Source organism: Vibrio neptunius, assembly GCA_019339365.1.
Lineage (GTDB): Bacteria > Pseudomonadota > Gammaproteobacteria > Enterobacterales > Vibrionaceae > Vibrio > Vibrio neptunius.
Genome location: CP079859.1, coordinates 255,961 through 280,091, shown reverse-complemented (window position 1 = coordinate 280,091; position 24,131 = coordinate 255,961). Strand labels below are relative to the sequence as shown.

General features: G+C 43.1%; 23 protein-coding genes and 4 pseudogenes. 10 read left to right on the top strand and 17 right to left on the bottom strand.

Annotation, left to right across the window (positions count from 1 at the left end):
• Positions 1 to 2 precede the first annotated feature (2 nt).
• The 3 genes from lpxL to coaBC form a co-directional block, all read right to left on the bottom strand.
• Positions 3 to 908 carry an LpxL/LpxP family Kdo(2)-lipid IV(A) lauroyl/palmitoleoyl acyltransferase gene (gene lpxL, locus KW548_01330; protein QXX07955.1) on the bottom strand — a complete coding sequence of 302 codons (906 nt, stop codon included), beginning with the start codon at positions 906 to 908 and terminating at the stop codon, positions 3 to 5.
• Between the two features lie 51 nt (positions 909 to 959).
• Entirely contained in the window at positions 960 to 1,550 is a 591-nt protein-coding gene (gene slmA / locus KW548_01325) for a nucleoid occlusion factor SlmA (GenBank protein QXX06814.1), read from the bottom strand.
• Between the two features lie 111 nt (positions 1,551 to 1,661).
• On the bottom strand, positions 1,662 to 2,867 hold the full coding sequence (coaBC, locus tag KW548_01320; GenBank protein QXX06813.1) for a bifunctional phosphopantothenoylcysteine decarboxylase/phosphopantothenate--cysteine ligase CoaBC: 1,206 nt from the start codon (positions 2,865 to 2,867) through the stop codon (positions 1,662 to 1,664).
• A 230-nt stretch (positions 2,868 to 3,097) separates the two neighbouring features.
• On the opposite strand from coaBC, the pseudogene radC reads away from it, so the two are divergent.
• The 5 genes and pseudogenes from radC to mutM all read left to right on the top strand — a co-directional run bounded on the left by radC (position 3,098) and on the right by mutM (position 5,975).
• Positions 3,098 to 3,773, top strand: a pseudogene (gene radC, locus KW548_01315) (DNA repair protein RadC).
• 276 nt (positions 3,774 to 4,049) lie between these two features.
• Entirely contained in the window at positions 4,050 to 4,286 is a 237-nt protein-coding gene (gene rpmB, locus KW548_01310; GenBank protein ID QXX06812.1) for a 50S ribosomal protein L28, read from the top strand.
• A gap of 13 nt (positions 4,287 to 4,299) precedes the next feature.
• Positions 4,300 to 4,470 carry a 50S ribosomal protein L33 gene (gene rpmG / locus KW548_01305; protein QXX06811.1) on the top strand — a complete coding sequence of 57 codons (171 nt, stop codon included), beginning with the start codon at positions 4,300 to 4,302 and terminating at the stop codon, positions 4,468 to 4,470.
• 179 nt (positions 4,471 to 4,649) lie between these two features.
• On the top strand, positions 4,650 to 5,138 hold the full coding sequence (locus tag KW548_01300) for a hypothetical protein (GenBank protein ID QXX06810.1): 489 nt from the start codon (positions 4,650 to 4,652) through the stop codon (positions 5,136 to 5,138).
• 30 nt (positions 5,139 to 5,168) lie between these two features.
• Positions 5,169 to 5,975 carry a bifunctional DNA-formamidopyrimidine glycosylase/DNA-(apurinic or apyrimidinic site) lyase gene (gene mutM, locus KW548_01295; GenBank protein QXX06809.1) on the top strand — a complete coding sequence of 269 codons (807 nt, stop codon included), beginning with the start codon at positions 5,169 to 5,171 and terminating at the stop codon, positions 5,973 to 5,975.
• Positions 5,976 to 6,019: 44 nt separating this feature from the next.
• On the opposite strand, the gene coaD is transcribed toward mutM, so the two are convergent.
• A complete protein-coding gene (coaD, locus tag KW548_01290; protein ID QXX06808.1) occupies positions 6,020 to 6,514 on the bottom strand; it encodes a pantetheine-phosphate adenylyltransferase in 495 nt (164 codons plus the stop codon).
• 111 nt (positions 6,515 to 6,625) lie between these two features.
• Between coaD and KW548_01285 the strand changes: the two genes are divergently transcribed.
• Positions 6,626 to 7,660, top strand: coding sequence for a glycosyltransferase family 9 protein (locus KW548_01285; GenBank protein ID QXX06807.1), 1,035 nt, complete (start codon positions 6,626 to 6,628; stop codon positions 7,658 to 7,660).
• 44 nt (positions 7,661 to 7,704) lie between these two features.
• Here KW548_01285 and KW548_01280 read toward each other — a convergent pair whose 3' ends face one another.
• Positions 7,705 to 8,490 carry a glycosyltransferase family 2 protein gene (locus KW548_01280; GenBank protein ID QXX06806.1) on the bottom strand — a complete coding sequence of 262 codons (786 nt, stop codon included), beginning with the start codon at positions 8,488 to 8,490 and terminating at the stop codon, positions 7,705 to 7,707.
• Between the two features lie 27 nt (positions 8,491 to 8,517).
• Entirely contained in the window at positions 8,518 to 9,573 is a 1,056-nt protein-coding gene (locus tag KW548_01275; protein ID QXX06805.1) for a glycosyltransferase family 9 protein, read from the bottom strand.
• A gap of 93 nt (positions 9,574 to 9,666) precedes the next feature.
• On the opposite strand from KW548_01275, the gene KW548_01270 reads away from it, so the two are divergent.
• Both KW548_01270 and KW548_01265 read left to right on the top strand, forming a co-directional pair.
• Positions 9,667 to 10,383: a 3-deoxy-D-manno-octulosonic acid kinase gene (locus tag KW548_01270; GenBank protein ID QXX06804.1), complete on the top strand. Its 717-nt coding sequence runs from the start codon at positions 9,667 to 9,669 to the stop codon at positions 10,381 to 10,383.
• A gap of 11 nt (positions 10,384 to 10,394) precedes the next feature.
• Positions 10,395 to 11,336, top strand: a complete 942-nt coding sequence (locus KW548_01265; protein ID QXX06803.1) for a WavE lipopolysaccharide synthesis family protein — start codon at positions 10,395 to 10,397, stop codon at positions 11,334 to 11,336.
• Here the strand turns inward: KW548_01265 and KW548_01260 are convergent.
• From KW548_01260 to KW548_01220, 9 genes and pseudogenes are all read right to left on the bottom strand, one after another.
• Positions 11,304 to 12,275: a WavE lipopolysaccharide synthesis family protein gene (locus tag KW548_01260; GenBank protein QXX07954.1), complete on the bottom strand. Its 972-nt coding sequence runs from the start codon at positions 12,273 to 12,275 to the stop codon at positions 11,304 to 11,306. The two genes, KW548_01265 and KW548_01260, sit on opposite strands and share 33 nt — an antisense overlap.
• On the bottom strand, positions 12,276 to 13,016 hold the full coding sequence (locus KW548_01255; protein ID QXX06802.1) for a glycosyltransferase family 2 protein: 741 nt from the start codon (positions 13,014 to 13,016) through the stop codon (positions 12,276 to 12,278).
• Positions 13,013 to 14,599 carry a capsular biosynthesis protein gene (locus KW548_01250; protein QXX06801.1) on the bottom strand — a complete coding sequence of 529 codons (1,587 nt, stop codon included), beginning with the start codon at positions 14,597 to 14,599 and terminating at the stop codon, positions 13,013 to 13,015. The genes KW548_01255 and KW548_01250 overlap by 4 nt, the downstream gene beginning before the upstream one ends.
• Complete coding sequence (locus KW548_01245) at positions 14,590 to 14,970, bottom strand: HAD hydrolase family protein (protein ID QXX06800.1); 381 nt, start codon at positions 14,968 to 14,970, stop codon at positions 14,590 to 14,592. The genes KW548_01250 and KW548_01245 overlap by 10 nt, the downstream gene beginning before the upstream one ends.
• Positions 14,971 to 14,982: 12 nt before the next feature.
• Positions 14,983 to 16,242: a lipid IV(A) 3-deoxy-D-manno-octulosonic acid transferase gene (gene waaA, locus KW548_01240; GenBank protein ID QXX06799.1), complete on the bottom strand. Its 1,260-nt coding sequence runs from the start codon at positions 16,240 to 16,242 to the stop codon at positions 14,983 to 14,985.
• Positions 16,239 to 17,027, bottom strand: coding sequence for a glycosyl transferase (locus tag KW548_01235; protein ID QXX06798.1), 789 nt, complete (start codon positions 17,025 to 17,027; stop codon positions 16,239 to 16,241). The genes waaA and KW548_01235 overlap by 4 nt, the downstream gene beginning before the upstream one ends.
• Positions 17,028 to 17,064: 37 nt before the next feature.
• Positions 17,065 to 18,082 (bottom strand): annotated as a pseudogene (locus KW548_01230) (glycosyltransferase family 9 protein).
• Positions 18,083 to 18,085: 3 nt separating this feature from the next.
• Positions 18,086 to 19,117, bottom strand: coding sequence for a lipopolysaccharide heptosyltransferase II (waaF, locus tag KW548_01225; GenBank protein ID QXX06797.1), 1,032 nt, complete (start codon positions 19,115 to 19,117; stop codon positions 18,086 to 18,088).
• A 19-nt stretch (positions 19,118 to 19,136) separates the two neighbouring features.
• Positions 19,137 to 19,691 (bottom strand): acyltransferase, encoded by a 555-nt coding sequence (locus tag KW548_01220; protein ID QXX06796.1) that lies wholly within the window; start codon positions 19,689 to 19,691, stop codon positions 19,137 to 19,139.
• 351 nt (positions 19,692 to 20,042) lie between these two features.
• Here KW548_01220 and KW548_01215 point away from each other — a divergent pair, with 351 nt between their 5' ends.
• Complete coding sequence (locus KW548_01215; GenBank protein ID QXX06795.1) at positions 20,043 to 20,768, top strand: glycosyltransferase family 25 protein; 726 nt, start codon at positions 20,043 to 20,045, stop codon at positions 20,766 to 20,768.
• Positions 20,765 to 21,926: pseudogene (locus tag KW548_01210) on the top strand (O-antigen ligase family protein). Before KW548_01215 ends, KW548_01210 begins: the two are co-directional and overlap by 4 nt.
• Before the next feature lie 16 nt (positions 21,927 to 21,942).
• On the opposite strand, the pseudogene KW548_01205 reads toward KW548_01210, so the two are convergent.
• A pseudogene (locus KW548_01205) lies at positions 21,943 to 22,997 on the bottom strand (glycosyltransferase).
• Positions 22,998 to 23,132: 135 nt separating this feature from the next.
• A complete protein-coding gene (rfaD, locus tag KW548_01200; protein QXX06794.1) occupies positions 23,133 to 24,074 on the bottom strand; it encodes an ADP-glyceromanno-heptose 6-epimerase in 942 nt (313 codons plus the stop codon).
• Positions 24,075 to 24,131: the final 57 nt, after the last annotated feature.

Genomic DNA, 24,131 nt, shown 5'->3' with positions numbered 1-24,131 from the left:
TGTTATTGATATCTTGAGTTAGTAAGAGAGTGATCTGGCAACGATTTGAATCGCTTGTGTAGCCACATCCACTGTTCCGGAGCACGCATGATAATCTCTTCGACGAATTTATTCATGTAGGCAGCGGCCGCCGTTTCATCTTTTTGTGGAAAATCTTGGTCGATAGACTTATCGGCCATGATTTCGTATTTGCCGCTTTGGTTGCGGAACCCTGAACCCGGCACAATGGCACTCTTACTAGTGTAAGCAAGGATGCTGGTTCCTGTTGTTGTACAAGCTTCTTCAACAGCAAAGAAAGGCACGAACACAGATTTATTGTGGCCGTAGTCCTGATCCGGCAGGTAGAACAGGCGATGGCCTTGGCGTAATACGCGCACCATTTGTTTAAGATCACGACGATAAATGAGTTGGTTGCCGTTACGTGTGCGTCCTCTGTATTGGATGAACTCGTAAGCAGGATTGGTGTGGGGGCGGTAAGCGCCGTATCCAGGTAAACCCAGAACACCAAATGCACGAGCAGTAATTTCTAAGTTCAGCGCATGCACACAACAGAGCAGCACACCCTTACCTTCATCGTTGAGCCGCTGGAGCTCTTTGATGTCTTTTGCAATCAAAATACGCTTAAAACGCCAAGTGGGCCAAAACCAAGTAATGCCAGTCTCAATTAAAGCCATACCCGTGTTTTTGAAGTTCTCTACGACCATGCGGTCGACTTCTTTGGCCTCCATCTCAGGAAAAGCCAGCTCAAGGTTACGTTTGGCGATTTTGACGCGGGATTTACCCAACTTCATGCCCAACGCACCAATACCTCGGCCGATTTTAAGTAATAGGGCGTAAGGAAGCAGATTGACGGTCAGGGCCAGCAAACCAAACCCAAACCATACCCCCCAATATTTAGGATGAAGCAGGGCTGGGGTAAATTGAGGTTTTTCGACGCTATTTTTTTTTGCTCATAGTGATTACTTAATTTGTGCACTCAAGAGTGACCAGTATTCTTCAAAGTTGGCCGTGGGTTGATATTTAAAATCTGAGCGAACGAAACGGTTTAGGCTACCTTCAACTTGACCAAGCAACTGTGCTGCCAGAATGCTTTCATCAACGGGGAAGGATTTCTCTTCTCTGATTTTTCGCTCACGCAGAATCTGACGAAGGGAAGTTTCAATACGTTCAAACAGTTGGTTGATGCGCTCTCTCAATCGCTCATTTTCAAACATCAGTGCGTGTCCGGAGAGAATACGCGTTAATCCAGGGTTGCGCTCTGCAAAGGCCAGAATCAGCTGCAGGACTAAACGGATGCGCGTCAGGGTATCTTTTTCTTCATCCAGAATGCGATTGATGCGCGACATCAAGGATTCCTCGATGAACTCGATCAGGCCTTCAAACATGCGCGCTTTACTCGGGAAATGGCGATATAACGCCGCCTCTGAGACGCCAACATGTTTTGCAAGCTTGGCAGTCGTGATGCGAGATCCCCCATCGTTAGATTCGAGCATTTGTGCAAGTGCTTGTAAGATTTCTTCCCGGCGGTTGCTTTTTCTTGTTCCGGCCATGAACGTGTTCCTTTTGTTACCACTGTTGATGCCCGTAGACACGGGCATTCGCCCAACTTAGCAGGCTAAGACGGGCGGAATAGACGAATATCTGATTGTTAGAATAGCGACTTAATTGTCTAACTTTGCGGCGATAATTGTAAGTATCTGCTTCGCAATTTGTTGTTTTGATGCAAGGGTAAGTGATTGCTCACCATCTTTCCAGTATAGGTTAATTGCATTGTCGTTGCTGTTGAAACCTTGTCCTTCTACTGAGACATCGTTGGCACAAATCATATCGAGATTTTTCTTGGTCAGTTTAGTCCGCGCGTAGTGTTCAACATCCTGAGTTTCCGCGGCAAAACCCACGGTAAACGGGCGCTGCTCAGTCATTCCAGCAACGGAGGCAACAATATCTGGGTTTTTGACCATAGTGATGGTCATTGGTTCGCTGTCATCCGTCTTCTTAATTTTCTGCTCTGAAACCGCTTGTGGGCGATAATCTGCCACGGCAGCGCAGCTGATGAAAACATCATGCTCACCAGCCTTGTCCATTACGGCGTTATACATATCTTCTGCACTCGCCACATCAATGCGCTGCGCTCCAGCTGGTGTTTTAAGATTCACTGGCCCAGCGACTAACGTGACCGTTGCACCGAGTTGAGCCGCTGCTTCAGCCAATGAGAAGCCCATTTTCCCTGAGCTGTGATTAGTGATGTAACGTACTGGGTCGATGGCTTCACGGGTTGGCCCGGCAGAAATCAATACTGACTTTCCTTTGAGAGGTTTGTCGCCCCAGAACTGTTCGCACAATCCCACCAGTTGCATTGGCTCTAACATTCGGCCAGGACCGACATCGCCACAGGCCTGTTCACCCGCTGCAGGCCCCCAGATGTGCATGCCGCGTCTCTCTAGCGTCGCAATGTTCTCTTGTGTTGCTTGGTTGCGATACATCTGTTGGTTCATGGCCGGAGAGACTGCAATTGGAGCATCGGTCGCAAGTACCAGTGTGGTGAGTAAATCATTACCCATGCCTGCAGCCATGCGTGCAATGAGATCAGCGGTGGCTGGTGCAAGTAAGACCAAATCGGCCCATTTAGCCAGCTCAATATGGCCCATTGAGGCTTCTGCTGCCGGATCCAATAAGCTATCGGAGACTGGACGTCCGGAGACCGCCTGCATTGTCAGTGGCGTAATGAACTCTTTTGCTGCTTTCGTCATCACAATCTGAACTTCAGCGCCACGTTCAATCAGACGACGTGTTAGGTCGGCACATTTATAAGCGGCAATACCACCACCGATACCAAGTAGGATCTTTTTGCCCGCGAGTGTTTGCATGATGATCATCCTTAAAAAATACTGCGCGTAGATTACCACGCAGCCAATAGAGACTCTAGAAATGGAAAGTGTTGTTGCAGATTCTGTGCGTTTTTGCCCTTTTCTTTCTTGCTCTTTTATATACCTATTATTTGCATAAAATCTTTCACTGCGACGAAGATAATGGTTTTGATTGCCAGAGAGTGAGCAGGAGAGTTTAAGCTAACGTCACCCACTTTATTGTCTTAAGGATAAGTGTTTGTATGTTGCCTAAAGAGTCGATGCCGAGAGAAAAACTGCTCAGCCGAGGCCCACAATCGCTCACCGATGCGGAGCTATTAGCGATTTTTTTTGCGCACTGGTACGCAAGGCATGAATGTTCTGCAGTTATCGGACAAACTGCTTAAGGATCTCGGTTCGCTGCGAAGATTATTTGCAGCGAGTAAGGAAGAGTTCTGTCAGCACAAAGGGCTGGGAGAAGCCAAATATGTCCAGCTGCAAGCCGTGCTTGAGATGACACAGCGCTATTTAAGTGAAACCTTACAACGTGGCGAAGCGTTAACCAGCCCTCAGCAGACCAAACTTTATCTTTCTAGTATCTTGCGTGACCGACAGCGTGAAGCTTTCTATATATTGTTTCTTGATAATCAGCATCGAGTGATTAAAGAAGAAGTGATGTTTGAAGGCACGATTGATTCTGCGTCTGTTTATCCGAGGGAGGTGGTCAAACGGGCGTTAGAGTTCAATGCTGCGGCTTTGATTCTTGCGCACAATCATCCTTCGGGTGTGGCGGAGCCGAGTCAGGCCGATCGAAGAATCACCCGGCGTATCAGTGATGCATTGGCTTTGGTCGACATTCGAATTCTCGACCATTTTGTGGTTGGAGATGGTGATGTCATTTCCTTCGCTGAGCGTGGATGGATTTAAATCACATTATTTGTTGTGAGTTGCGCGAATTCTGCTACAATCCCCCGACATTTTTTGAACTATTATCAGCTCTGCCTAAAAAAGATCACGAAAACCTTGAAAAAGGATCTGTTCGGGTCTTGAGCAATGCTAGTCAAGTTAGTATAATGCGCGACCTTTGATAGCCTTGTATGGGTTTCCATAGCGGTATAAGACCTCAAACTTCTATATTTAGAAACTGAGAGGTTCGGCCACCAAGGTTGATATCGAGCTGAAACGATTTTGGAGAAGACATTCATGTCACGAGTATGCCAAGTAACTGGTAAGCGTCCAGTAACGGGTAACAACCGTTCACACGCACGCAATGCTACTAAGCGTCGTTTTCTGCCGAACCTACAAACTCATCGTTTCTGGGTAGAGAGCGAAAAACGTTTTGTTAAACTACGTCTATCTGCTAAAGGTATGCGTATCATCGATAAGAAGGGCATTGATGCTGTTCTTGTTGACATTCGCGCAAACGGCGAAAACGTTTAAGAGGAAATAGGCAATGGCAAAGAAAGGCGTACGTGAGAAAATCCGTCTAGTATCTTCTGCAGGTACTGGTCACTTCTACACTACTGACAAGAACAAACGTAACATGCCAGGCAAATTTGAGATCAAAAAGTTTGATCCAGTTGTTCGCCAGCACGTTATGTACAAAGAAGCTAAAATCAAGTAATTGATTCTTCTTTGAAGCTTCTTAAACAGAAGTCTGTATTTGAAACCCAGCATTTTGCTGGGTTTTTTATTGTTTGATGTTTTGCAAAGTCGCCACGGTCAAACCTACCTGTCTCCATTTCCCTCGTTGTTATTTTCTGCTACCTTTTCTTATAGTTACCTATAAGGAATGACAAATTCATGCGTGTTTCTACCTCACGGCGTCGCCGCTGGAACAACATCATGATATTGGGCATCATCGCGTTTATCGCGATACTCAACTTGCCTACCATCATTAAAACCTACCTGATTGATGACCAGTCGTCGGTTGAAGTGCAATCTGACTACCCTTATCTACTCAATCCGTCAGCGCAATTGAAAGCCCTGCATTTTTCTGACTGGTCACTAGAGCACTTGAACGGGGAGTGGAGTATGACGAAGCAAAGTAGCCTTGCTCCTCAGGAGCTAGTTGAACGTTGGACCGGTCTCGTCGGGACCGAAATTGACCAGCAAACCTTTGATGGATTAAAGACTCAATTGGTCTCACCACAGACGATAGAAGTTTGGTACCGTGATCAGGAAGAACCTCAAAGGATCACCTTCTATCAAACCCCGCAATTCTGGCTATTGAAAAACTGGCAGGATCAATGGATAGCCGTTTCAGTTGCTTCTGAATATCTGATACCTTAAATACCCTGAGCTATCCATCACTATACCATTATGCCTGAATTACCCGAAGTTGAAGTCAGCCGTATGGGGATCACTCCTCATTTGGCTGGACAAACCGTTGCTAAGCTGACTTTTCGCACCCCTAAGCTGCGTTGGGACATCCCACATGAGCTGAAGAAAATGGAAGGTCAGGTGATTCGAAGTATCTCCCGCCGTGCTAAGTATTTGCTGATTGAAACCGATATGGGTAGCGCTATTGTGCATTTGGGTATGTCGGGGTCTTTACGTGTACTGGATGCCTACATGGAGCCGGGAAAGCATGATCATGTCGACTTGATGCTAACTAATGGCAAGATATTGCGCTATAACGATCCGAGACGATTTGGGGCTTGGTTGTGGACCGAAGATGGTGAACATGATGCGTTGGGCCATATGGGGCCAGAGCCGCTAACGCAAGACTTTGATGCGGACTATATCGTAGACAAGGCAAAGAATAAGCGCGTCGCGGTGAAGCAGTTCATTATGGATAACAAAGTGGTCGTTGGAGTAGGGAATATTTACGCCAATGAGTCTTTGTTTAGTGCACGTATCCATCCGACGCGAGCAGCAGGCACACTCACGGTTAAAGAGTGGCAACGCTTGGTTAAAGAGATTAAGCAGGTGCTCGATACGGCCATTAAACAGGGCGGAACAACGTTAAAAGATTTTGCTCAGGCAGATGGCAAACCAGGCTACTTTGCTCAAGAGCTGCAAATTTATGGCAAAGCCGGTGAAGCTTGCCCTAGCTGTGGGGAAGCAATTGAAGAGCAGAAGATTGGCCAGCGTAATACTTTCTTCTGCAGTCATTGCCAGAAGTAGCCAGATAGAGAGCTAAAACGTTTAGCTCTCTATCGCTTCCATTCTCAGACTTTTGCTTGGTTTTTTAACGCTGCTGCCACTGCTTTAGGGACAAAATTGGTGACATCACCGCCGTGAATAGCCACTTCACGGACGATTGTCGAAGAGATAAATGCATGTTCTTCTGCGGGTGTCAGGAAAACGCTTTCTAATCCGGGCATCAGTCTGCGATACATATTGGTTAAACCAAATTCGTATTCAAAGTCGACGGTGGTACGTAGTCCACGAATAAGAACATTTGCATTTTCTTGCTTTGCAAAGTCGACCATTAAACCGGAAAAGCCTTTAGAGCTGACATTATCCAGATGCTGAGTCACTTGTTGTGCGAAAGCGACGCGCTCTTCTAACGTAAACATGGTGTTCTTACTTGGACTGGCCGCAACAGCAATGATGACCTCATCAAACATGTCTGCTGCTCGTTCTATGAGATCTAAATGGCCATTAGTAATCGGATCAAAAGTTCCTGGATAGATCACGCGGGAAAGACGTTTTTTGCTCACAATTCATTACTCAGATGATTCTTTGGTATCGCTTAATGGTAACAAAAAGGCTCACATTTACCCAACTTAGCCGTTATCATTGGGAGCAAAGACTGAGAGTTAGGAAGTGTAATGAAAAAGATACTGGTGATTCGGAACGACAAAATAGGCGACTTTATGCTGGCTTGGCCCAGCTTTGCGATGCTGAAAGCGTCGATGCCGGATTGTCAGATCACCGCGCTGGTGCCTAATTACACGGTAGCGCTGGCAGAGCTGTGTCCTTGGATTGATAACGTGTTGGTTGATCCAACGCAAAAGGGCCCTAAGCAGGCGCAATCGACTTTGATTGAGCAAATAAAAGCGGAGCGCTTTGATGCATCCATCAACCTTTTCTCTACGACCTATAACGCTAAATTGGTCTGGAAAGCGAAAATCCCTTACCGCCTTGCTCCGGCGACAAAACTGGCGCAGATCTTTTATAACAAGCGTATCAAACAAAAACGCTCACAATCAGCAAAACCAGAATACGAATACAACCTGGATTTAGTACGTGCGTTTTTAACGGATATTGGCCAAGCTGTGGTTGAGCCTAGCGCACCCTACCTCTGCTTCTCAGTTGACGAGCTGCAGCAACAAAAGCGCAAGCTCTCACAACAATTGAATTTGAATGTAGAGAAGCAATGGGTGTTCGTTCATGCTGGTAGCGGTGGTTCAGCCAATAACTTATCTCTACAGCAATACACTCAGTTAATCTGCGATATGCCGGAGCCGTTTGAAATTATACTGACGGCTGGGCCGGGAGAAGAACAGAAAGCGGCTGAGTTACATAGCCTACTGAAAGAAAAAGGCAGAGCCTCGGTGGTGTACGACAAGAACGATGGCTTGGTTGATTTCTCTTGTTCTATCGCTTGTGCCGACTTGTTCGTTGCAGGCTCTACTGGGCCCTTGCATATCGCAGCGGCGATAGATGTACCGACCGTTGGCTTTTTCCCAAGCAAGCGTTCAGCAACGCCTCTACGCTGGAAACCAATTAACTCGGCAGGCAATCATATCGCTTTTTGCCCACCTCAGGCTGAAGATAAAGCCAGTCAGGAAAATATGGCCAGAATTGATATAGATGTGGTCTCGAGAGAGTTACAACCATGGATAAGTCGTAAGCTGAATTAATAAAAGGGCGATAGAAATATCGCCCTTAGTATGTATTGAAAGACTTAGAATTTATCCGGCATCTTGTCTGTTTCACTACGAATCCACAGGTCCGCATATTTCACAAAAGTAGAGTGTGCCGAAAGCAGGGAGAGCAAGAACCCTTGCTTGCCGTCAAGAAAGCCTGCTTTGACAACGTACATTTTCAAGAAGCAGCCAAACGCGTGCAAAATGCCTTGTGAGATACTGCTCTTCTTACCTTTTTTCTCGCGCTGCTCAGCCCATGCTTTTGCATAGCCCGCCGACTTCACTAAGTAGTGATTCATGTCGTTATAGGTAAAGTGAATCAAGTCGCCATTCAAGTTTTCGACTTTCATGGTTTTCGTCACTTCGACTTTTTCATGCACCAGAGCGTCATTGTATTGTGTCAACTTGGTTGGGTATAAGCGCAATACACGATCGGGGTACCAGCCGCAATGACGAATATAGCGTCCAAACACCCAGCTTAGACGGGCCGTTTGATAAATGGTATCCACCTTGTTTGCACTCACTGAATCTAAAATGCTTTGCTTGAGCTCAGGAGTGACACGCTCATCGGCATCTAACCACAGAACGTAATCCGACTCGACGTAGGATTGAGCCAAGCGGCGCTGAGGGCCAAAGCCAGGCCATTCAGGATTGACGAAAAACTTGTCCGTAAAACGGCGTGCAATCTCTTCGGTATTGTCTGTACTTCCAGAGTCTAGTACCACAATCTCGTCTACCCAGTCGTGAACGGTTTCTAAACAAGCTTTCAGGTGCTGCGCTTCGTTCTTAACGATAAGTGCGACGGCAATGGTTGGTTTACTCACTGTGGTACCTCTGAAGTCTCTCGGAGTTTATTGTAAATGGAGTTCTGTGGTTACTTTATCAAACATGGCGATGACTTGCTGTGGTTGAATGCGCTGCATGGCGTTTTTGTCTTTGACACGGGCGCGCCAGCTGAGTTGTTCTGCAGATTTTCCTGTTTCAGCCTGAATGGCTTCTTTATAAGCAGACACCACATATTGGCGATATTGATAAGGCCCAGTACGTTCAGGGTTATGGTGGGCATACAAACCGATAACGGGTGTATTGACCGCATTGGCCATATGAGCAGGGCCTGTATCAGGTGCGACTACCAAATCCGCTTTGTCTAACAGTGCCAGCATTTGTTTTAGTGAACTTTGACCGACCTGATTGTTGACGGCGCATGTCAGCTTGTTCTCAATCTTCGTTGCTAGGTCTAATTCTACTTGCGCTGGGCTACCGGCTAAGGTGACCTGCCAACCTTGGTTGACGGCGTGCTGGATAAGTTCGGCGTAGCCTTCTGCTGTCCAGTTTTTGTAGGCTTTACTTGCTGCTGGTACGACAACCAAGTTGCGCTTGCCAGTCGATAATTGCTGTTGCGCCCAATGTTCATCTGCATCTGAATATTCAAGTGTCCAGACTGGGTTCATATCTTGAACACCAAGCTTATGGCCGAAGGCGAGCAGTCCATCTAAGACATGCATGGAACTAGGTGAAGGCACTTTGATATTGGTAAACAAGGTTTGGAAATCCTGACTGCGGATGGAGTCAAAGCCAAGCTTGTATTTCGCCTTGATGCCAAGAGTCGCTACACTGGCTCTAAATGCATACTGCATGTGCAGCAGTGCATCAAATTTTTGTCCTTTTAATGCAGCCCAGAGCTTTTTATAGCCCTGCCAGCCTTCCTTCTTGTCAAACACTATCACACGAATGCCAGGTAGGTCTTCAATCAGTTTGGCTTCAAGCTTGCCGGTGATCCAAACGATGTCGGTTTGCGGCCACTGACGCTGAATGGCTTGAACTGCAGCAAGGGTATTACACACATCACCAATGGCAGACAAGCGCAAAATACACAAAGAGTCAGGGGCGGAAGAAAAAAGGCTCATAAATAATTCACTTGGCTAGCAATGGTGAAGATTATGCAGAGGCGCTCAATAAATGTAAAATAGCCATTCGAATTTAATCAGAGATGCTCTCGCATGAAAACCACGCAATTGGACAACCAAACCATCTGGTATGATGATGTCTTGCTCAAGGAAGATCCTAAGCAGGTGTTCGACGCTGAGTTTTGGCAAAGTGCAGGTAAAGTCATCGGCAGTGCTCAAGGACGTGGCACGACTTGGTTTGTTCAAACGGAAACGATTGACGCGGCACTCAGGCATTATCGCCGTGGTGGCTTGTTTGGAAAACTAGTGGAAGACAGTTATCTCTTTTCAAGCTGGGAAAAAACTCGCAGCTATCAGGAATTTCAGTTGCTAAACACTTTGATTGAAGCTGGTGTCAATGTACCTAGACCAATCGCTGCTCGTGCAACAAAGAATGGCGTAACCTATAAAGCGGATCTACTGAGTGAGAAAATTCCTAATGCAAAGGATTTGGTTTCCATTCTGATAGAAAAGCCACTTTCTGAAGATATGTATCGAAAGGTTGGCCTCGAAATCCGTAAAATGCATGATGCACAGGTCAATCATACGGATCTCAATATCCATAATATCCTCATCGATGAGCAAGACAAAGTGTGGATCATCGACTTTGATAAATGCTATCAGCAATCAGGAAATGCGTGGAAACAAGGTAACTTGGAGAGATTGAAAAGGTCGTTTGAGAAGGAAGTCGATAAGCGTCAAATTTCTTGGGATTGCACTGGCTACGATTTGCTCTTCAACGGTTACAATGGTCTTAGTATCCACGATTAGTACTCATCAATATGAAGTTTGAAGATATAACCTTTGTTGTCCAAGGGCCAATACATCCAACTATTACTCAACGTTCAATTTTGACATTAAGAAATAGGTTTCCCGGGAGTCAAGTGATACTTTCGACTTGGGAAGGTGAGGACGTCTCAGGGCTTAATGCTGATGTTGTGATTTTTAATAAAGATCCAGGTTCAACGACTTTTGTATACAGCAAAAAGGATGAAGCGGTTAAGGTTAATGTCAATCGCCAGATTGCTTCGACTTACTCCGGCTTAAACGCAGTGAAGACTAAGTACGCTGCAAAGCTACGCTCTGATAATGTACTTCACAATACGAATGTTATCGAGTTATTTGAAAAATACCCCCAACGTGATGAACGCTATTCGTTTCTTAATCAAAGGTTGGTCTGCTCCAATTTTTATGCCAAAGAGTATGAGCGTGGGCTTCGTATTCCCTATTTCTATTCAGATCTTTTCCAGTTTGGGGAAACTGCTGATCTGTTGAAAGTATGGAACATAGAGTATTTCTCAGACTACGTTTTTCGAGAAGAACTAAGTGGAAAAAAACAACACGAGCACTATCCCAAAGATAGTGTCCATGTTGAACAGAAAATATGGAGCCACTTTGTTAACCAGTTTATCCCTGCTAAATTGGTTGATGAACATGGTTCCAAGCAAGATTTAAAGAATTCTCGAAATGTCATGCTAAATAATCTAGTTATTGTTAATGGGGACGTACTAGGTTTAGAGGTGCCAGAACGTTTGCGTCAGCAGAATGGTTATCCCTATGACTGCTATACTTACCAACGTTGGCAATGGCTTTATGAAAGGGGCTTTGGGGTCAGTTTAGGGATACCTTTGTTGTTTAAGGCAAAGTGGGTTCTAGCAACATCATGGATGTTTTTTAGAAAAGGAATGCGTCTAAAAATTCGGAAATTGGTTAAGATAAGTTAGCCACAACAGGGCTAACTTGGCTTTATTGCCCTGATTCCCTGGCCTATCAGTTCTTTGTAGCAGCGATAAAGTCTTTTTTTTATCTATTGGCTTGTTCGTTTGGTTGTTGAAATAAAGCCAATCCTTCAAATCATACTCTAGCGCTAAATTCCCCCGCTTATAAAAGCGTTCTGTAACATCTAGCCCGATGTTCTCAGGTAAGTCGACAATAAGATTGTTGGCGATAAAGTTCTTCCAATAACCTTTCCCAAGACCTGCATCATCATCCGCTTTAGTATTGATATGACAGTCTTTCCCAAGCAAACGAGAAATCCAGCTTAGACAGAGAAATTGTTCTGTCGCAGGATAGCGAGATTTATAGCCTGACTTCTTACTAAAGCTGAGTTCTGGAATAAGATGCTCACTCCAAATTTTTAGCAAATCCTGAGTTTCACCGAAGTCAAACAAATCACTTTTATGGAAATACACTGGTTTACCAGCATGCGATGAAATGAAAAATGTGCTGCTAGTGACTACCCTAGAATTGAGCAGGCTAAACTGAGGTTGCCTTGGTGCTTGGGCGTACTGCTCAAAAAGTTCGACAAATCCGCGTCCTGTAAGTTTGTTGTCTGTTCTAATCTTGGCTGAGTATTTGGTTTTTGCAGAGCTTAGTCCCATATGAGAGCTGTAAATCTGACGATTGTTATTGAGTTTTACTTTGGTGCCATCTTGAACGATGTAGTTAGGGCCAGGGTCGTCAAGCTCGATTAACTTATCGTAATCTAACCCTGAAATATTCTGCCCTTTCCATGTAGAAAGAATGATCGTGGCTTGTGGGAAATAATAGCGTATTGATTTTAAACACTCTTCTGTAATACCGGACAGCTGCTTTCTATCTGTGCTCTCTTGAACAGGTCCCTGAACGACAAATGAGATATCTTTATCCGCTATTTTCATGATCTACTTCGCCTTGCTTAAAAAGTCTGTATATTCGTCAGGTACACCACAGAATATCACGTTATTGCGGTCGATTAGGTGATAGTGAATATCCAACCCTTTTTCTATCAATAAATTGTAGAGAGGTGCAATGTAGAGTTCGCCCTTTTCCCAATCATGAACTGGCTTGGCAAGGTACTGATAGTAAGCATCTAAGAAGTCTTTCTGGTGATTAAAATGATACAACCCTGTACTGCACAAATCAGAGATTGGGTTCTTCTCCGCTGTTTGTATAACTCGCGTTGTATATTCACTTTCTGGTTTGGCAAATGACCAGTTAGCCCCTTCACCTTTGAATACTTCTAGATAGCCATCACTTTTCGTAATCACATCAGGCAATAGGAAGTCTGGTCTGAAAGTATCAATATTAAAGATAGTAATAGGGCCGTTATGATCTATCCCCTTAGACTGCAGCTGCTCGATGCCCAGTGCGACGGTTTCTGCTTGGCCTCGAGTATCTTCCTCTAATATCGATATATGGAATTCCGTAATACCCATTTCTTGTGCTTTTTGTCGCACAAATTGTGGAGTATCGAACACGTTTTTCACAATGAAAAGAAATGGTACAGTCGAGAAATAAGCCTGAAAACTTTGTACTGAATGTTCAAACAGCGTTTGTCCATGCGCTTCAAGCATGTACTTAGGCTTGGTGTAACCAGCTTTAAAAAAGCGAGAGCTCATTCCCGCCATTGGAATTACAATCATTGTTTTAACCTTACTAGGACATGGTAAAGACGGAATGCGTTAGCAAATAGAGCTTGTTGGCGCGATGAGTCATCGGCATGCAGTGGCAGCATGGAAAGAAATAACTGAATTTGCATTGCGTACAAGTTATGAGCTGTCAGGCCAAATTCCTTTTCGATGAGCTCTATAAAGGCTTGTTGCGTTTCCTTGTGCTGGTTCTCTTCTGCGATTTGCAAAAAAATCTCGTCTTCTTGAATCTTGACTGAGCAGTAGCCTGCAATGATCCAGTCATACAGGCCCAAAATGGAGTGGCTTAACTTGGCTAAATCATAACGTATATCACCAAAAATGGTTTTTTCACCGTTGGGGGTCATGCCCCTAGGGTCTATAGTTTTGATCTTACCTGCTCTAAAGTCATAAAGAATATTACTAAAGCAAAAGTCTCCATGTAAGACAGAGTCCGAGGTGGGACTTTTCGGCAGATGTTTATCACTCTCTGTCAGTATCTCTCGAATCGAAACGCTGTCAGATTTGTTAAATATCCATTGTTGGTCCAAGGACACACCATGTGATTGACAATAATCGTTCAATCTCTGCTTGGTTTTTTGAGAAAATAAGGCATCTAACGAGTTACCGGAACCGTTATCAGGGGCTTTACTTTTTTCACATAAAGATAAGAACTCAATGCAGCTAGCAAGTATCTGGTTCCATATGTGTCCGGGTAGTTTAGAAAAGACGAACAGCTCATTCAAAGCTGTTAGATGCAGATATTCCAATCGGTAGGATGTTTTACCGTCTTTGTGAGTGGCACCTAGATACTGAGGAATGTTTCCCCTTAGTTCAGCTGGTAACTCTGAGAACCAGTTAGCTTCCGCCGCTATTTTACTGTCCTTTGAGCTAGACTTTTCAATCCATTTTGCATTGATAGTCAGTTCATTGAAGGCTCTCTGAGTTGTGAACTGAGCTTTTGAACGGTAATAAGTATTCACATGACCAAAGTCAAGCCAGTTGTCAGACTCTACTGGTGTTAAACCGACGCTACTATGATAACGGTTTAATCCCTCAATGAAGTTCCATTCGCTTTGGGTGATATTCTTAATCAATTCTCTCGGATTACTAAACTTAAAATACCCATCAATAATTTTTTGAGAATCGTTGGTTGTCTGTGTGTTGCTATCCTTAAGCCAATGTGCACTGTCATCGGTTAATACAGCCCAGTTATAGCTATCTTTTGCATGAGAAATGCTAGCTAAATCGTCTCCCACTGGTAACTTCCGATACAGAGTGTCTCCATATAGAACGTGAAGAGGTTTGGACAAGCTATGACCAGATATATTGAGCGCTGCTACCAGAGATGCGCCTAAACTCAAACCATCGGGAATTGCTAGTACATTGACATGGTGATCGTCCAACCATGCTTTATCTATTGAAGATATCTGAAATGATTCAGGAATAGATAGGAGCAGTTCAACACCCTCAGGAGCTAACGCTAGTTGATGTTGAAAGAGTCTTCGGTTACCTAGAGGCAAAAAACTAGGAGGGATCTTGCCAAACTCTGATTCAAGTTCTTGACCCACATAGGCCCCGGACATGATTAAGAACATTGCTTTTCTTTCTCAAACAGTTGGTTAATTTCATCATTACTTAGAGTTGCAAACTCTGATGGTCGTATTGCGCGGTCATCTATATAGAACCCCTCATGCCCACACCAAGGTTTACCTACAATGATTTCATCATAAGGGACATTGTGTTTATCTAGCCATTCAGTAATGATAGGCAATGTATGAATGTTAATTTTTCCGACGTTACCTTCGTAAGTACGCATGTTCCTAGCAGTGGCTATGACAATTTCAAAACCTTGATTCTTATAATTCCGAACCTGTTCAATTACATCTAAGCGAGGTAGAACATTTCTGTAATCAGAAGTATTGGCTTGGGTTAATGTACCATCGAGATCAACAACTAGCTTTTTCATTGCATACCTTACTTATAGATTAACGTGGTTGAGTGTGTTTTTCAGAGCACCGGCATTTAAATTAACGATCTCCAAGGCTGCTATGCCTTGTTCTTGCGCTTTCATTGGATGTTCAAATAGAAATTGTAATGCTTCAGCTAGCTCTTCAGCATTATTAATTATTTGACATGCTCCAGAGGATATCAATGACTCAGTGATGTCTGCAAAGTTGTAATAACTTGGCCCTGTCAGAGTGGGTTTAGCGAGTGCAGCTGGCTCTAACAGATTGTGACCGCCAACCTTTTTACCCAGTAAGCTACCTCCCATAAAACACACATCGGATGAACCTAAAAATGTCATCATCTCACCCATAGTATTGCCGATATATACTTGCACTGACGGCTGTACGTTGTGAGTACTGGTCCGAGTAATGGTTGAAAACAAAGTGTCTGCAAGCTGTTCTACTTGTCCAAATCGTTCAGGATGCCTTGGGACAAGGATCAATAACGCGTCAGGTAAGCTTCGTAATAACAGTTTGTGCGCTTCCAGTACTATCTCATCTTCACCTTTGTGTGTACTGGCAGCAATCCATATTGGCCTTTCCGAGCCTATGTTTCCTTTAAGACACAGGGCGTTGTCTTTTGATTCTTGACTGATTTGGATATCAAATTTGATTGATCCCGTAACCGCCAGTTTCTCTCTCGGTACCCCGAGTTTTTCAAAGCGCTTGGCGTCGCTTTCATACTGGCATAATACCTTTGTTAAAGGTGAGATACATTGCTTAAACAAAGGTAAAATGCGCCGGTAACCTCGGAAGGACTTTTCTGATAGACGTGCATTAATGACGGTAATGGGGATGCCAGCTTTATGAGTTTGGACCAAAGTGTTGGGCCACAATTCAGTTTCAATGATTAGAAGCTGTGAAGGTGAAAAGCGCTTGATAAATGCCCGAACTGCGAAGCTAAAATCAACGGGCATATAGCGATGTTCGACTAAATCACCAAGAGTTTCCGCTTGCTTTGCGCCTGTCGGCGTGGTGGTTGTGAGTAAAATGGTTGTGCTAGGGCTTGATTGCTTTATCTGTTTAATTAAGGGGGTTGCTGCGATTGTCTCCCCAACCGAAACGGCGTGTATCCACAATGGCTTGGTTGTGTTTAACTTAGGAGAATGGCCAAAATGCTCTTTCCAGCGCTTTCCTACATGGGGCTTGCCACTCTTTTTTCTAAAAAGCCCATATAGTAGAAAAGGTGCTGCTAATGAAAGCAGCACTGTATAAAGCATTCGAATGATCATTTCTTTTTGACAAGTTCTTCTGGGTTAATGTGGGTCCATTTACCACGAGGTTTGTCGATGTATTGAAAATATTCGTTGGTAAAAGTGCCCTGAATACATACGAACTTACGGTCTCGAACGTTTACGTCGTCTCTGTTAATGAGCAAATTATGTAAAACGGTTGGGCCTGTCGAGTGGTAAACACCCATTGAAGGCTCATAATTGTTTACGTTGTATACCGCTTGCTCTATGGCTTTTGCCAAGTCAGGGTTATTTGGGGCAGTCGCAATAAAGTAGTTAGTGAATCGGGTGTTTTTGTCGATTTTTATATACAGAGAATCGTGGTCATTACCCAGTAGTTTATCCAAAGACCAAACCACCGTAGCGTCAATATCCATATATATCCCGCCTTTTTGATTTAGAACCACCAAGCGCCACAAATCTGCTTGTGCAGCACCATTGGTTAATCTCGAGTAGGCGTCATAAACCTCTGCAGATGCATTTTCTTTTAGGTACTCCCCACGAGCCTCGGTACTTACATAGTTGTAATCGCAGTGCAGAGTGAGCAAACGGTTAAAAAGGTAATTCAAATAAACCGGTAGGGCTGCTTGATCTGTAAAGTTTGTCTGCCAGATTTGTCGAGGAATTCTTCTTGAGCTCGATAGCTTTATTTTGGCTGGAGAGTGTGCAGGAATAGTAAAGCGCTTGTTTGGGAACAGGTAATGAAATGGGTAGGATAACACCTTGAAAATATTGCCAGTTAAGCGAATCAATCGGTTGGCGATCAAAATGGGTAAATTATTCATTAATCATGTTCTCTTTCTATGAACGGATGGAGATCAGCTAGTTTTGCAATGCTGCTTGGATAGCATGAGTAATGTGCTCGACTGAAGGAACGTCACCATTGGACTTCATAACAATGCTGTGTTGCTCATAAAGCGGAGTGTATCTGAACGGAACCGTTGAGTAAAAGATACCTACGGTCGGAGTATGGGTTGAAATGGCTACGTTACGAACACCTGTATCAGGAGCAACCATCAAGGTAGCTTTAGCCGTCAACTCGACAAGTTGCTCCAAAGGTAAGCAAGGTTGAATCTTAAAATTTGAATACTTAAGCAATTCCTGACAAAAATCCCCTTTCTCAAAGTCATTTTTTCCTTCCAAGTACACATGAGTATGATGCGGGTTTTCTTGGATTGCCTTTTCTAACACTGCAAACATTTGCTCTTTGGATAATATTTTTCTCAGCTGCGAAGCCCCGTTAAAATAGAGTATAAAGGGAGCTTCGGTGTCCATCAGTTCGCGATGATCCGGATAGGCGAAGTCCAGTGGATGAGCGGGGTTGTGGCCCAGTAGCTTTAGCATGTCTAACATGCATTCCACTTCTGGCTGAAAGTCTGAACGATGAACGGTAATATTAAACAAAGTACCACAGAAGTACCATTTGTATGGGAACCCTATCTTTAGTTTGGCTGTACTTAAGGCTGTCATCCAATGAGAGCGGTTAGTGCTTGCCAAATCGAAAATTATATCTTGCTCACCTAGTTGTTTGATATTTTTAATTTTTTTCTTTAGTGGATGTTGTTTTTCCTGACTCTTTTCCAGGCATCACATGAACACGGTCAACTAAGTCACTTGGTATTCCATACATATAGTTGGATACTGGAACTAATGTAATTTCAGCGTTAGGAAAAAACTTCCTAGCTTCAACTAGAAACGGGCGAACAATAACCTGATCACCAAGGGCTGCGTGTCTAATTACCGCGATCTTCTTGATTTCTTGAGGCTTAAATTCTTCTTGGATATACTTGCGTGCTTTTTTAGAAGCGTAAGCACCACGCTCAAACCATAGGTGTTTCATGAGTTATTGCTCTAGAAATTTATCAACAGCATTTATTACCTGAGAAGGCATTAGTTTATTGAGACAGTCTTGGTGACCAAGCGGACATTCGCGTTTGAAACACGGTCGACACTCAATGTCAGTATGCACCATTTCTAACTTGTCAGTCAGAGGCGGAGTATATTTTGGTGAACTAGAGCCATAAATCGCAACTATATTGCACCCTACTGCTGCAGAAACATGCATTAAGCCAGAATCATTAGATACAACAGTATGGCAAGCTGCGAGTAGGTCGACCGCTTCAATTAGCGAAGTCTCACCAGCTAAGTTAAAGCAGTATGGTTGTTGCTCTGGGGTAAGAGTGGATTTGATGTTGTCGGTGACAGCTCTGTCTTTTTCTGAACCGAATAACCAAACTTGCTGGCCTTTATCTATGAGATGTTTGGCAAGCTTAGAATAGTGCTTGTCTGGCCAACGCTTAGCCGGACCAAACTCCGCGCCAGGGCAGAGGCCTACAACCGGAAGTTGTAAATCTAGATTTAGTCTTTGCCGAGCTACGATTTGTGAAGTGGTGTCGACAGTCAAACTGGGTTTTGGGCAATGGGCTAACTTAACCTCTTCCAACATCTTTTCAGAAGTCGAAGCGAGAGCTGCGTACCTTTCAACCATATATTGAAATACACGCTTATCAGGGCGAAGATCTGTAAGTAGCCCATATCTGAACTCGCCTTTCCAGCCGGTTCGTGTTGGAATTCCAGCAAACCATGGAATTAGCGCTGACTTTGCCGAATTAGGTAATATGAATGCATGACTATAATGATTTTTACGTAACTCATGCCCAATTGCTCTTCGACCAAATAGATTTAAGTCCCCATGTCCAATCGGCATCTCAATGGCTTGATTTACTTCTGGCATGCGTTCTAGGATCGGTTTACACCAAGCAGGAGCAAGGACATCCAGCTCACAATCTGGATATTTATCTTTTAGAGTTGCATACAAGCTTTGCGACATCACCATGTCGCCCACCCAAGAGGGACCGATAATGAGAATTTTCATTTAGGAAGATAGGAGTCGTCTAATAAGTCAGTTTATGTTGCCATGATACTTCATTCTGTACTACTTTGGCAGGGTTACCAGCAGCAATAGCTCTAGGTGGTACTGATTTGGTCAAGGTAGAGTTGATGCCAATGATTGATCCTTCACCGACAGTAACACCTTTTAAAACTGTTACATTATCTGTAAGCCATACCTTTGGACCAATTTCGATACTTTGAGCACTATTGATGCGCTTTCCACCTCTAATAATATTATGCCCATCACTAGTCATAATCTTCACGTTTCGAGATAGCATGCTCCCTTCGCCAATTTTGAGCTGAGTTCCATCTTCTCTGGCAGAAAGGTAGCAATCATGCCCTATGATAGTGTCATCACCGATTATTAAGTGACAATTGTTTCCATCAAGTTCAATTGTGCTACGGCGTAAGTTGACGTTTTTTCCTATCCTTAGGGTATTGTTGTCTCCTTTAAGAACAATTCTGCACTGTCTTATTTTTGAGGATTTGTCTATCATAACTTGATGACGACCCGATGATTTTATTTTGTTTCTTAACTTGTTAGTCAAGCTGAACATTGTATTTACCTATCAATCCATATCATCTACATATGTTATAGTTCATTCGCTTAGATATAAAGCGATGACTGTGTAATCATATTGGTGATTAGTGATTGAAAAACAGTTAGCATAGTCGGATTTATAGTTGTTGAGCTTAACTATGAATGAGCTGAACTAAACATATGGAAAGCCACTTCAAGTGAAACTAGTTGCTCTTTTTTTCTTAGTTGTATAGAAACATTAGGATCTAAAAGCTTGGTATGTTGAAAGAGCAACGTTAATCGTGCGTGAGAGTTGAGTAAAGTCAGTTCAATTTGCTTGCCATATATGGTCTAATGGCGTCCATATCTCTTGGTTTGGTATTGTTAAGTGAAAATATTTGTTATTAGTCTAAAACGTAGTCCTGAGCGCAGAGATTACATAAAGAAGCAGCTAGACCAACTTGATATTGACTTTGAATTTTTTGATGCAGTTGACGGTAGAGCAGAGCCGCCTCACAAATTGTTCGAAAATTATAACTATTTTAAACGATTGTGGCTTACAAGTGGCCGAATGCCCTCGAAAGGAGAGCTCGGTGTATACGGGAGTCATTACCTTCTGTGGAAGAAATCGATTGAACTTGATGAACCTATTATAGTTTTTGAAGACGATGCTGCTATCTTACCCTCCTTCCCAAGTAGCTTGAAAGTTGTTGATGAAAAAGTCGAGCATTATGGTTTTTTGCGTTTAGAGCCCAAAACAGACAAAGGGGTTTTGTGTCTTAAGGAAGAGGGTGATAATTTTAGCATCTCTTTCATGACGAATAACTTTGGCGGGCTTCGGTGCTATGCTATTTCTCCGAGGGCAGCAAAAAAGCTTGTTAGCAAATCTGAACGATGGTGTATGCCAGTAGATAACTATGTGGGATCCTTATATCTACATGATATGCCATCTTATATTCTTTCCCCTGCTGTTGTTGAAAACCCCCAAGAATTCGCAACAACCATTCAACTAGGTGAAGAAAGTAAAGCTATGTGGTATCGAAAACCTACTCGAGAGCTCTACTCTCTATACAGAAAGATTGTTTTGCGCATTTACAACAGAAAATATCAATGAAAAATTTAGTTCAGCAATTGGAGAAAGTACTTCTTTTCTCTCCAATTCTTTTAGTTTTAATCTCAATATTTAACTTCACGGATACTAAGTATTTAGTTTCGAGAGTTGCTGCTATCGTTATTATTTACAGCATAATAAGATATAGACAATGTATTAAGATTAATTTTAACCAGCATAATTACAAAAAATTCTTTTTTAGCTAGCAGTCTGGTTTTTGCATACTTCTCTATTATGCATGTTTGGAGAGGTGACAATTTTGGATTGCCTAGGACTTTGTTAACATGTTTGATTTACTTGTCTGTTATCCCTTGGAGTAAGTTTTCTAGAGCCTGGATTTATAATACGGTTATATTATCTGCATATGTATGTGGAGTTAATGCTATTTTTGAGCATTATTACCTAGATCTAGAAAGAGTCGGTATGGCTACTAACCCAATACCCTATGCTCTTTATTGCTCATTTGCCTCTTTATCTTGCTTGGCTCTGACTAAGTACTATCAGTCTAGAGCCATTCAGGGTTTATGTATTGCTGGCTTCTTATTATCCCTATGGGCGTTAATCTTGACTGATTCTCGTGGAGTCTGGGTAGCATATCTAATAGTTATGGTCTTCCTTATTTATAGGCTTTTCACTACTCTATCGCTTATTAAGTTGAGTACATTTGTATTAATTGGTTTGAGTACGGTTTATTTTTCATTTAAACCTATTATTAATGAACGTATTGATAAGACAGTAGCTGAGTTTAACTCTATAAGCAAAGGTAATTATGAAACATCTGTCGGTACCCGGCTGGAGTTGTGGATGTTCGGTATGGATGTTTGGCAAAAGCAACCAATTTTTGGTCAAGGGGATGTAATGTTAGAAGAGGGTATTAGAAAAGTACCGAATAGAACGGCTTATCTACAGCCTCATCTCCATAACCAATATATAGATACTCTTGCTAGGTATGGTTCCTTTGGTCTTGTAATTATGATGGTTTGGCTTTTTCTCCCAATAAAACTAAAAAAGAACAAAGATGAATATATTGTCATTTTTCAATTGTTAGTTATGCTAATATTTATTTCTGGGTTATCTGATGTTCCCTTCCATCATACACATATAGTTTATTTATTCACCCTTGTAGCTGGCCTATTCTCTTTGAATCAAATGGAGCCTTAAGCTAGTCCTCTGGGGGTTACTTATGGTAGTGGGTTGCGAGCCTTTCAATATGTGCGCTCATCGAGAACTCTGATTTTGCACGCTGATAAGCTAGAATTGAATTCTTCCTCATCAAGTTCTTGTTCAGAAGGTAAGATTCTATGCTAGCTGCTATTTTGAGGGGAGCGAATGGGTTTGTAAGTAAAGCTGTTGATTCTAGTATTTCTGGCAGCGCTCCAGTATTGGCTGCTACTATTGGTTTCTTTGCAGCCATAGCCTCTATTGCAGTTAAACCAAAAGCTTCATTGTGATTTGGTAAACACACAATATCCATTGCAGCGAGCATGCGACTGGTATCTGTCCGAAATCCAGCTAAGTGAACGCGTTGAGTCAAACCTAAATTATCAATTCTCTCTTTTAGCTCGTTAACGAACTTATTGTCCGAACCCTCTGAGGCATCTAACCCTCCAACGAGTAACAGATGGAGCCTTGAGTATTTGTCGCTCAGCAAATTAAATGCCTCTAAAAGCTGCATTTGGCCTTTACCTAAGCAAACTCTACCTAGGTTACCAATAACAATACTGTCTGAAGGTAACCCTAACTCGGACTTTATAGGGGCAATTTGATTTTGGTTATCAATTGGTTGCTCTGATATATCAGTACCTAGCCAGAGTCGGGTAATTCTGTTTGCAGGAACAGGGAGTGCGTTTAGGTTACGTTTAAAGGTTTCATCACTGATCGAAAAAACTTGGTTAACATGTGAATATGCCCATTTGTGGTAGAGATCTTTTTTAGGGCGAGTCACTCCCATGTGTTCCGTAAAAAAGTTTTTCGTCTATTGAACAGACTCAGGAGCGCAGAGGCAAGAATATCCCCAGACTTGTGGCAATGAACTATTTTAACGTTTCTTTTTTTTAACCATTGGTCCAGCTTCAAAAGCTGAGGTGTAACTAATTGCGCTTTGCTTGATATCTCAAAGGTCTCGATACCAGCGCTTCTCATTCCATTGGCAACTTGTGTGTCACTGGTGCATAGGCCGTAAACTTTATAGCCACGCTCAAGAAACTCTTTGCCAGTCCTGATCGGATACATCTCTAATCCCCCCACCCTTGGGAAAGACAAATATGAAGAATTGCTGGTTTTGACACAACTTACCTTTATCTGGTGGTGAAGAAAAAAGGTGGCATGTAAACCACCTTATTTTAATAGACCTTTAAACAATTGACGCTACTTGTTGATCTGCTGCATATATTCAGCGACGCCTTCGGAGACTGTTTTGAACTTGTGGTCACAGCCTGCAGAACGAAGTTTTGTTAGGTCTGCTTGGGTGAACTCTTGATATGCGCCTTTGAGATGTTCAGGGAATGGAATAGTCTCTACTTCACCTTTGCCATGGAACTTAATCACCGCTTTAGCTACTTCTTCGAAAGATTCCGCATTACCTGTGCCTAAATTGAAAATACCTGACTTACCTTTTTCCATAAACCAAAGGTTTACAGCAGCAACATCTCCCACATAAACAAAGTCGCGTTTAAAATCTTCACTTCTCTCAAATAATTTTGGATTATCACCTGCATTCATTTGGTTGTTTAGGTGAAAGGCTACAGAAGCCATAGAGCCTTTGTGCTGCTCGCGAGGGCCATAAACATTGAAGTAACGGAACCCTGTTACTTGAGATAGTTTCTCTCCATGCTCCTTGGCATCAAGCCAGATACGACGAACATAGTTATCGAATTGCTGTTTTGAGTAACCATATACGTTTAATGCGCCTTCGTACTTTTTCTCTTCGATAAAGGTATCAGTATCACCGTAAGTTGCGGCAGAAGAGGCGTATAGGAAAGGAATATCACGCTCGAGGCAGTAATGAAGAAGCTCTTTGGAGTATTCATAGTTATTAAGCATCACATACTTGCCATCCCACTCAGTAGTCGCTGAGCATGCACCTTGATGGAAGACAGCTTCGATAGGTCCGAAGTCATCACCGGCCATAACCTGAGTTAGAAAGTCGTCACGGTCCATGTAGTCGGTTATGTCCAAGTCGACTAAATTTTCGAACTTGCGACCATTGGTTAGATTGTCTACGACAAGAATATCGGTGTAGCCTTGCTCATTGAGCTGTTTGATGATGTTGCTGCCAATCATGCCAGCGCCGCCAGTTACGATGATCATGCTTTATTTGCCTTTATGTATGCGAGTGCGCAAATTATAACAGTCGTAGGGGTAGCA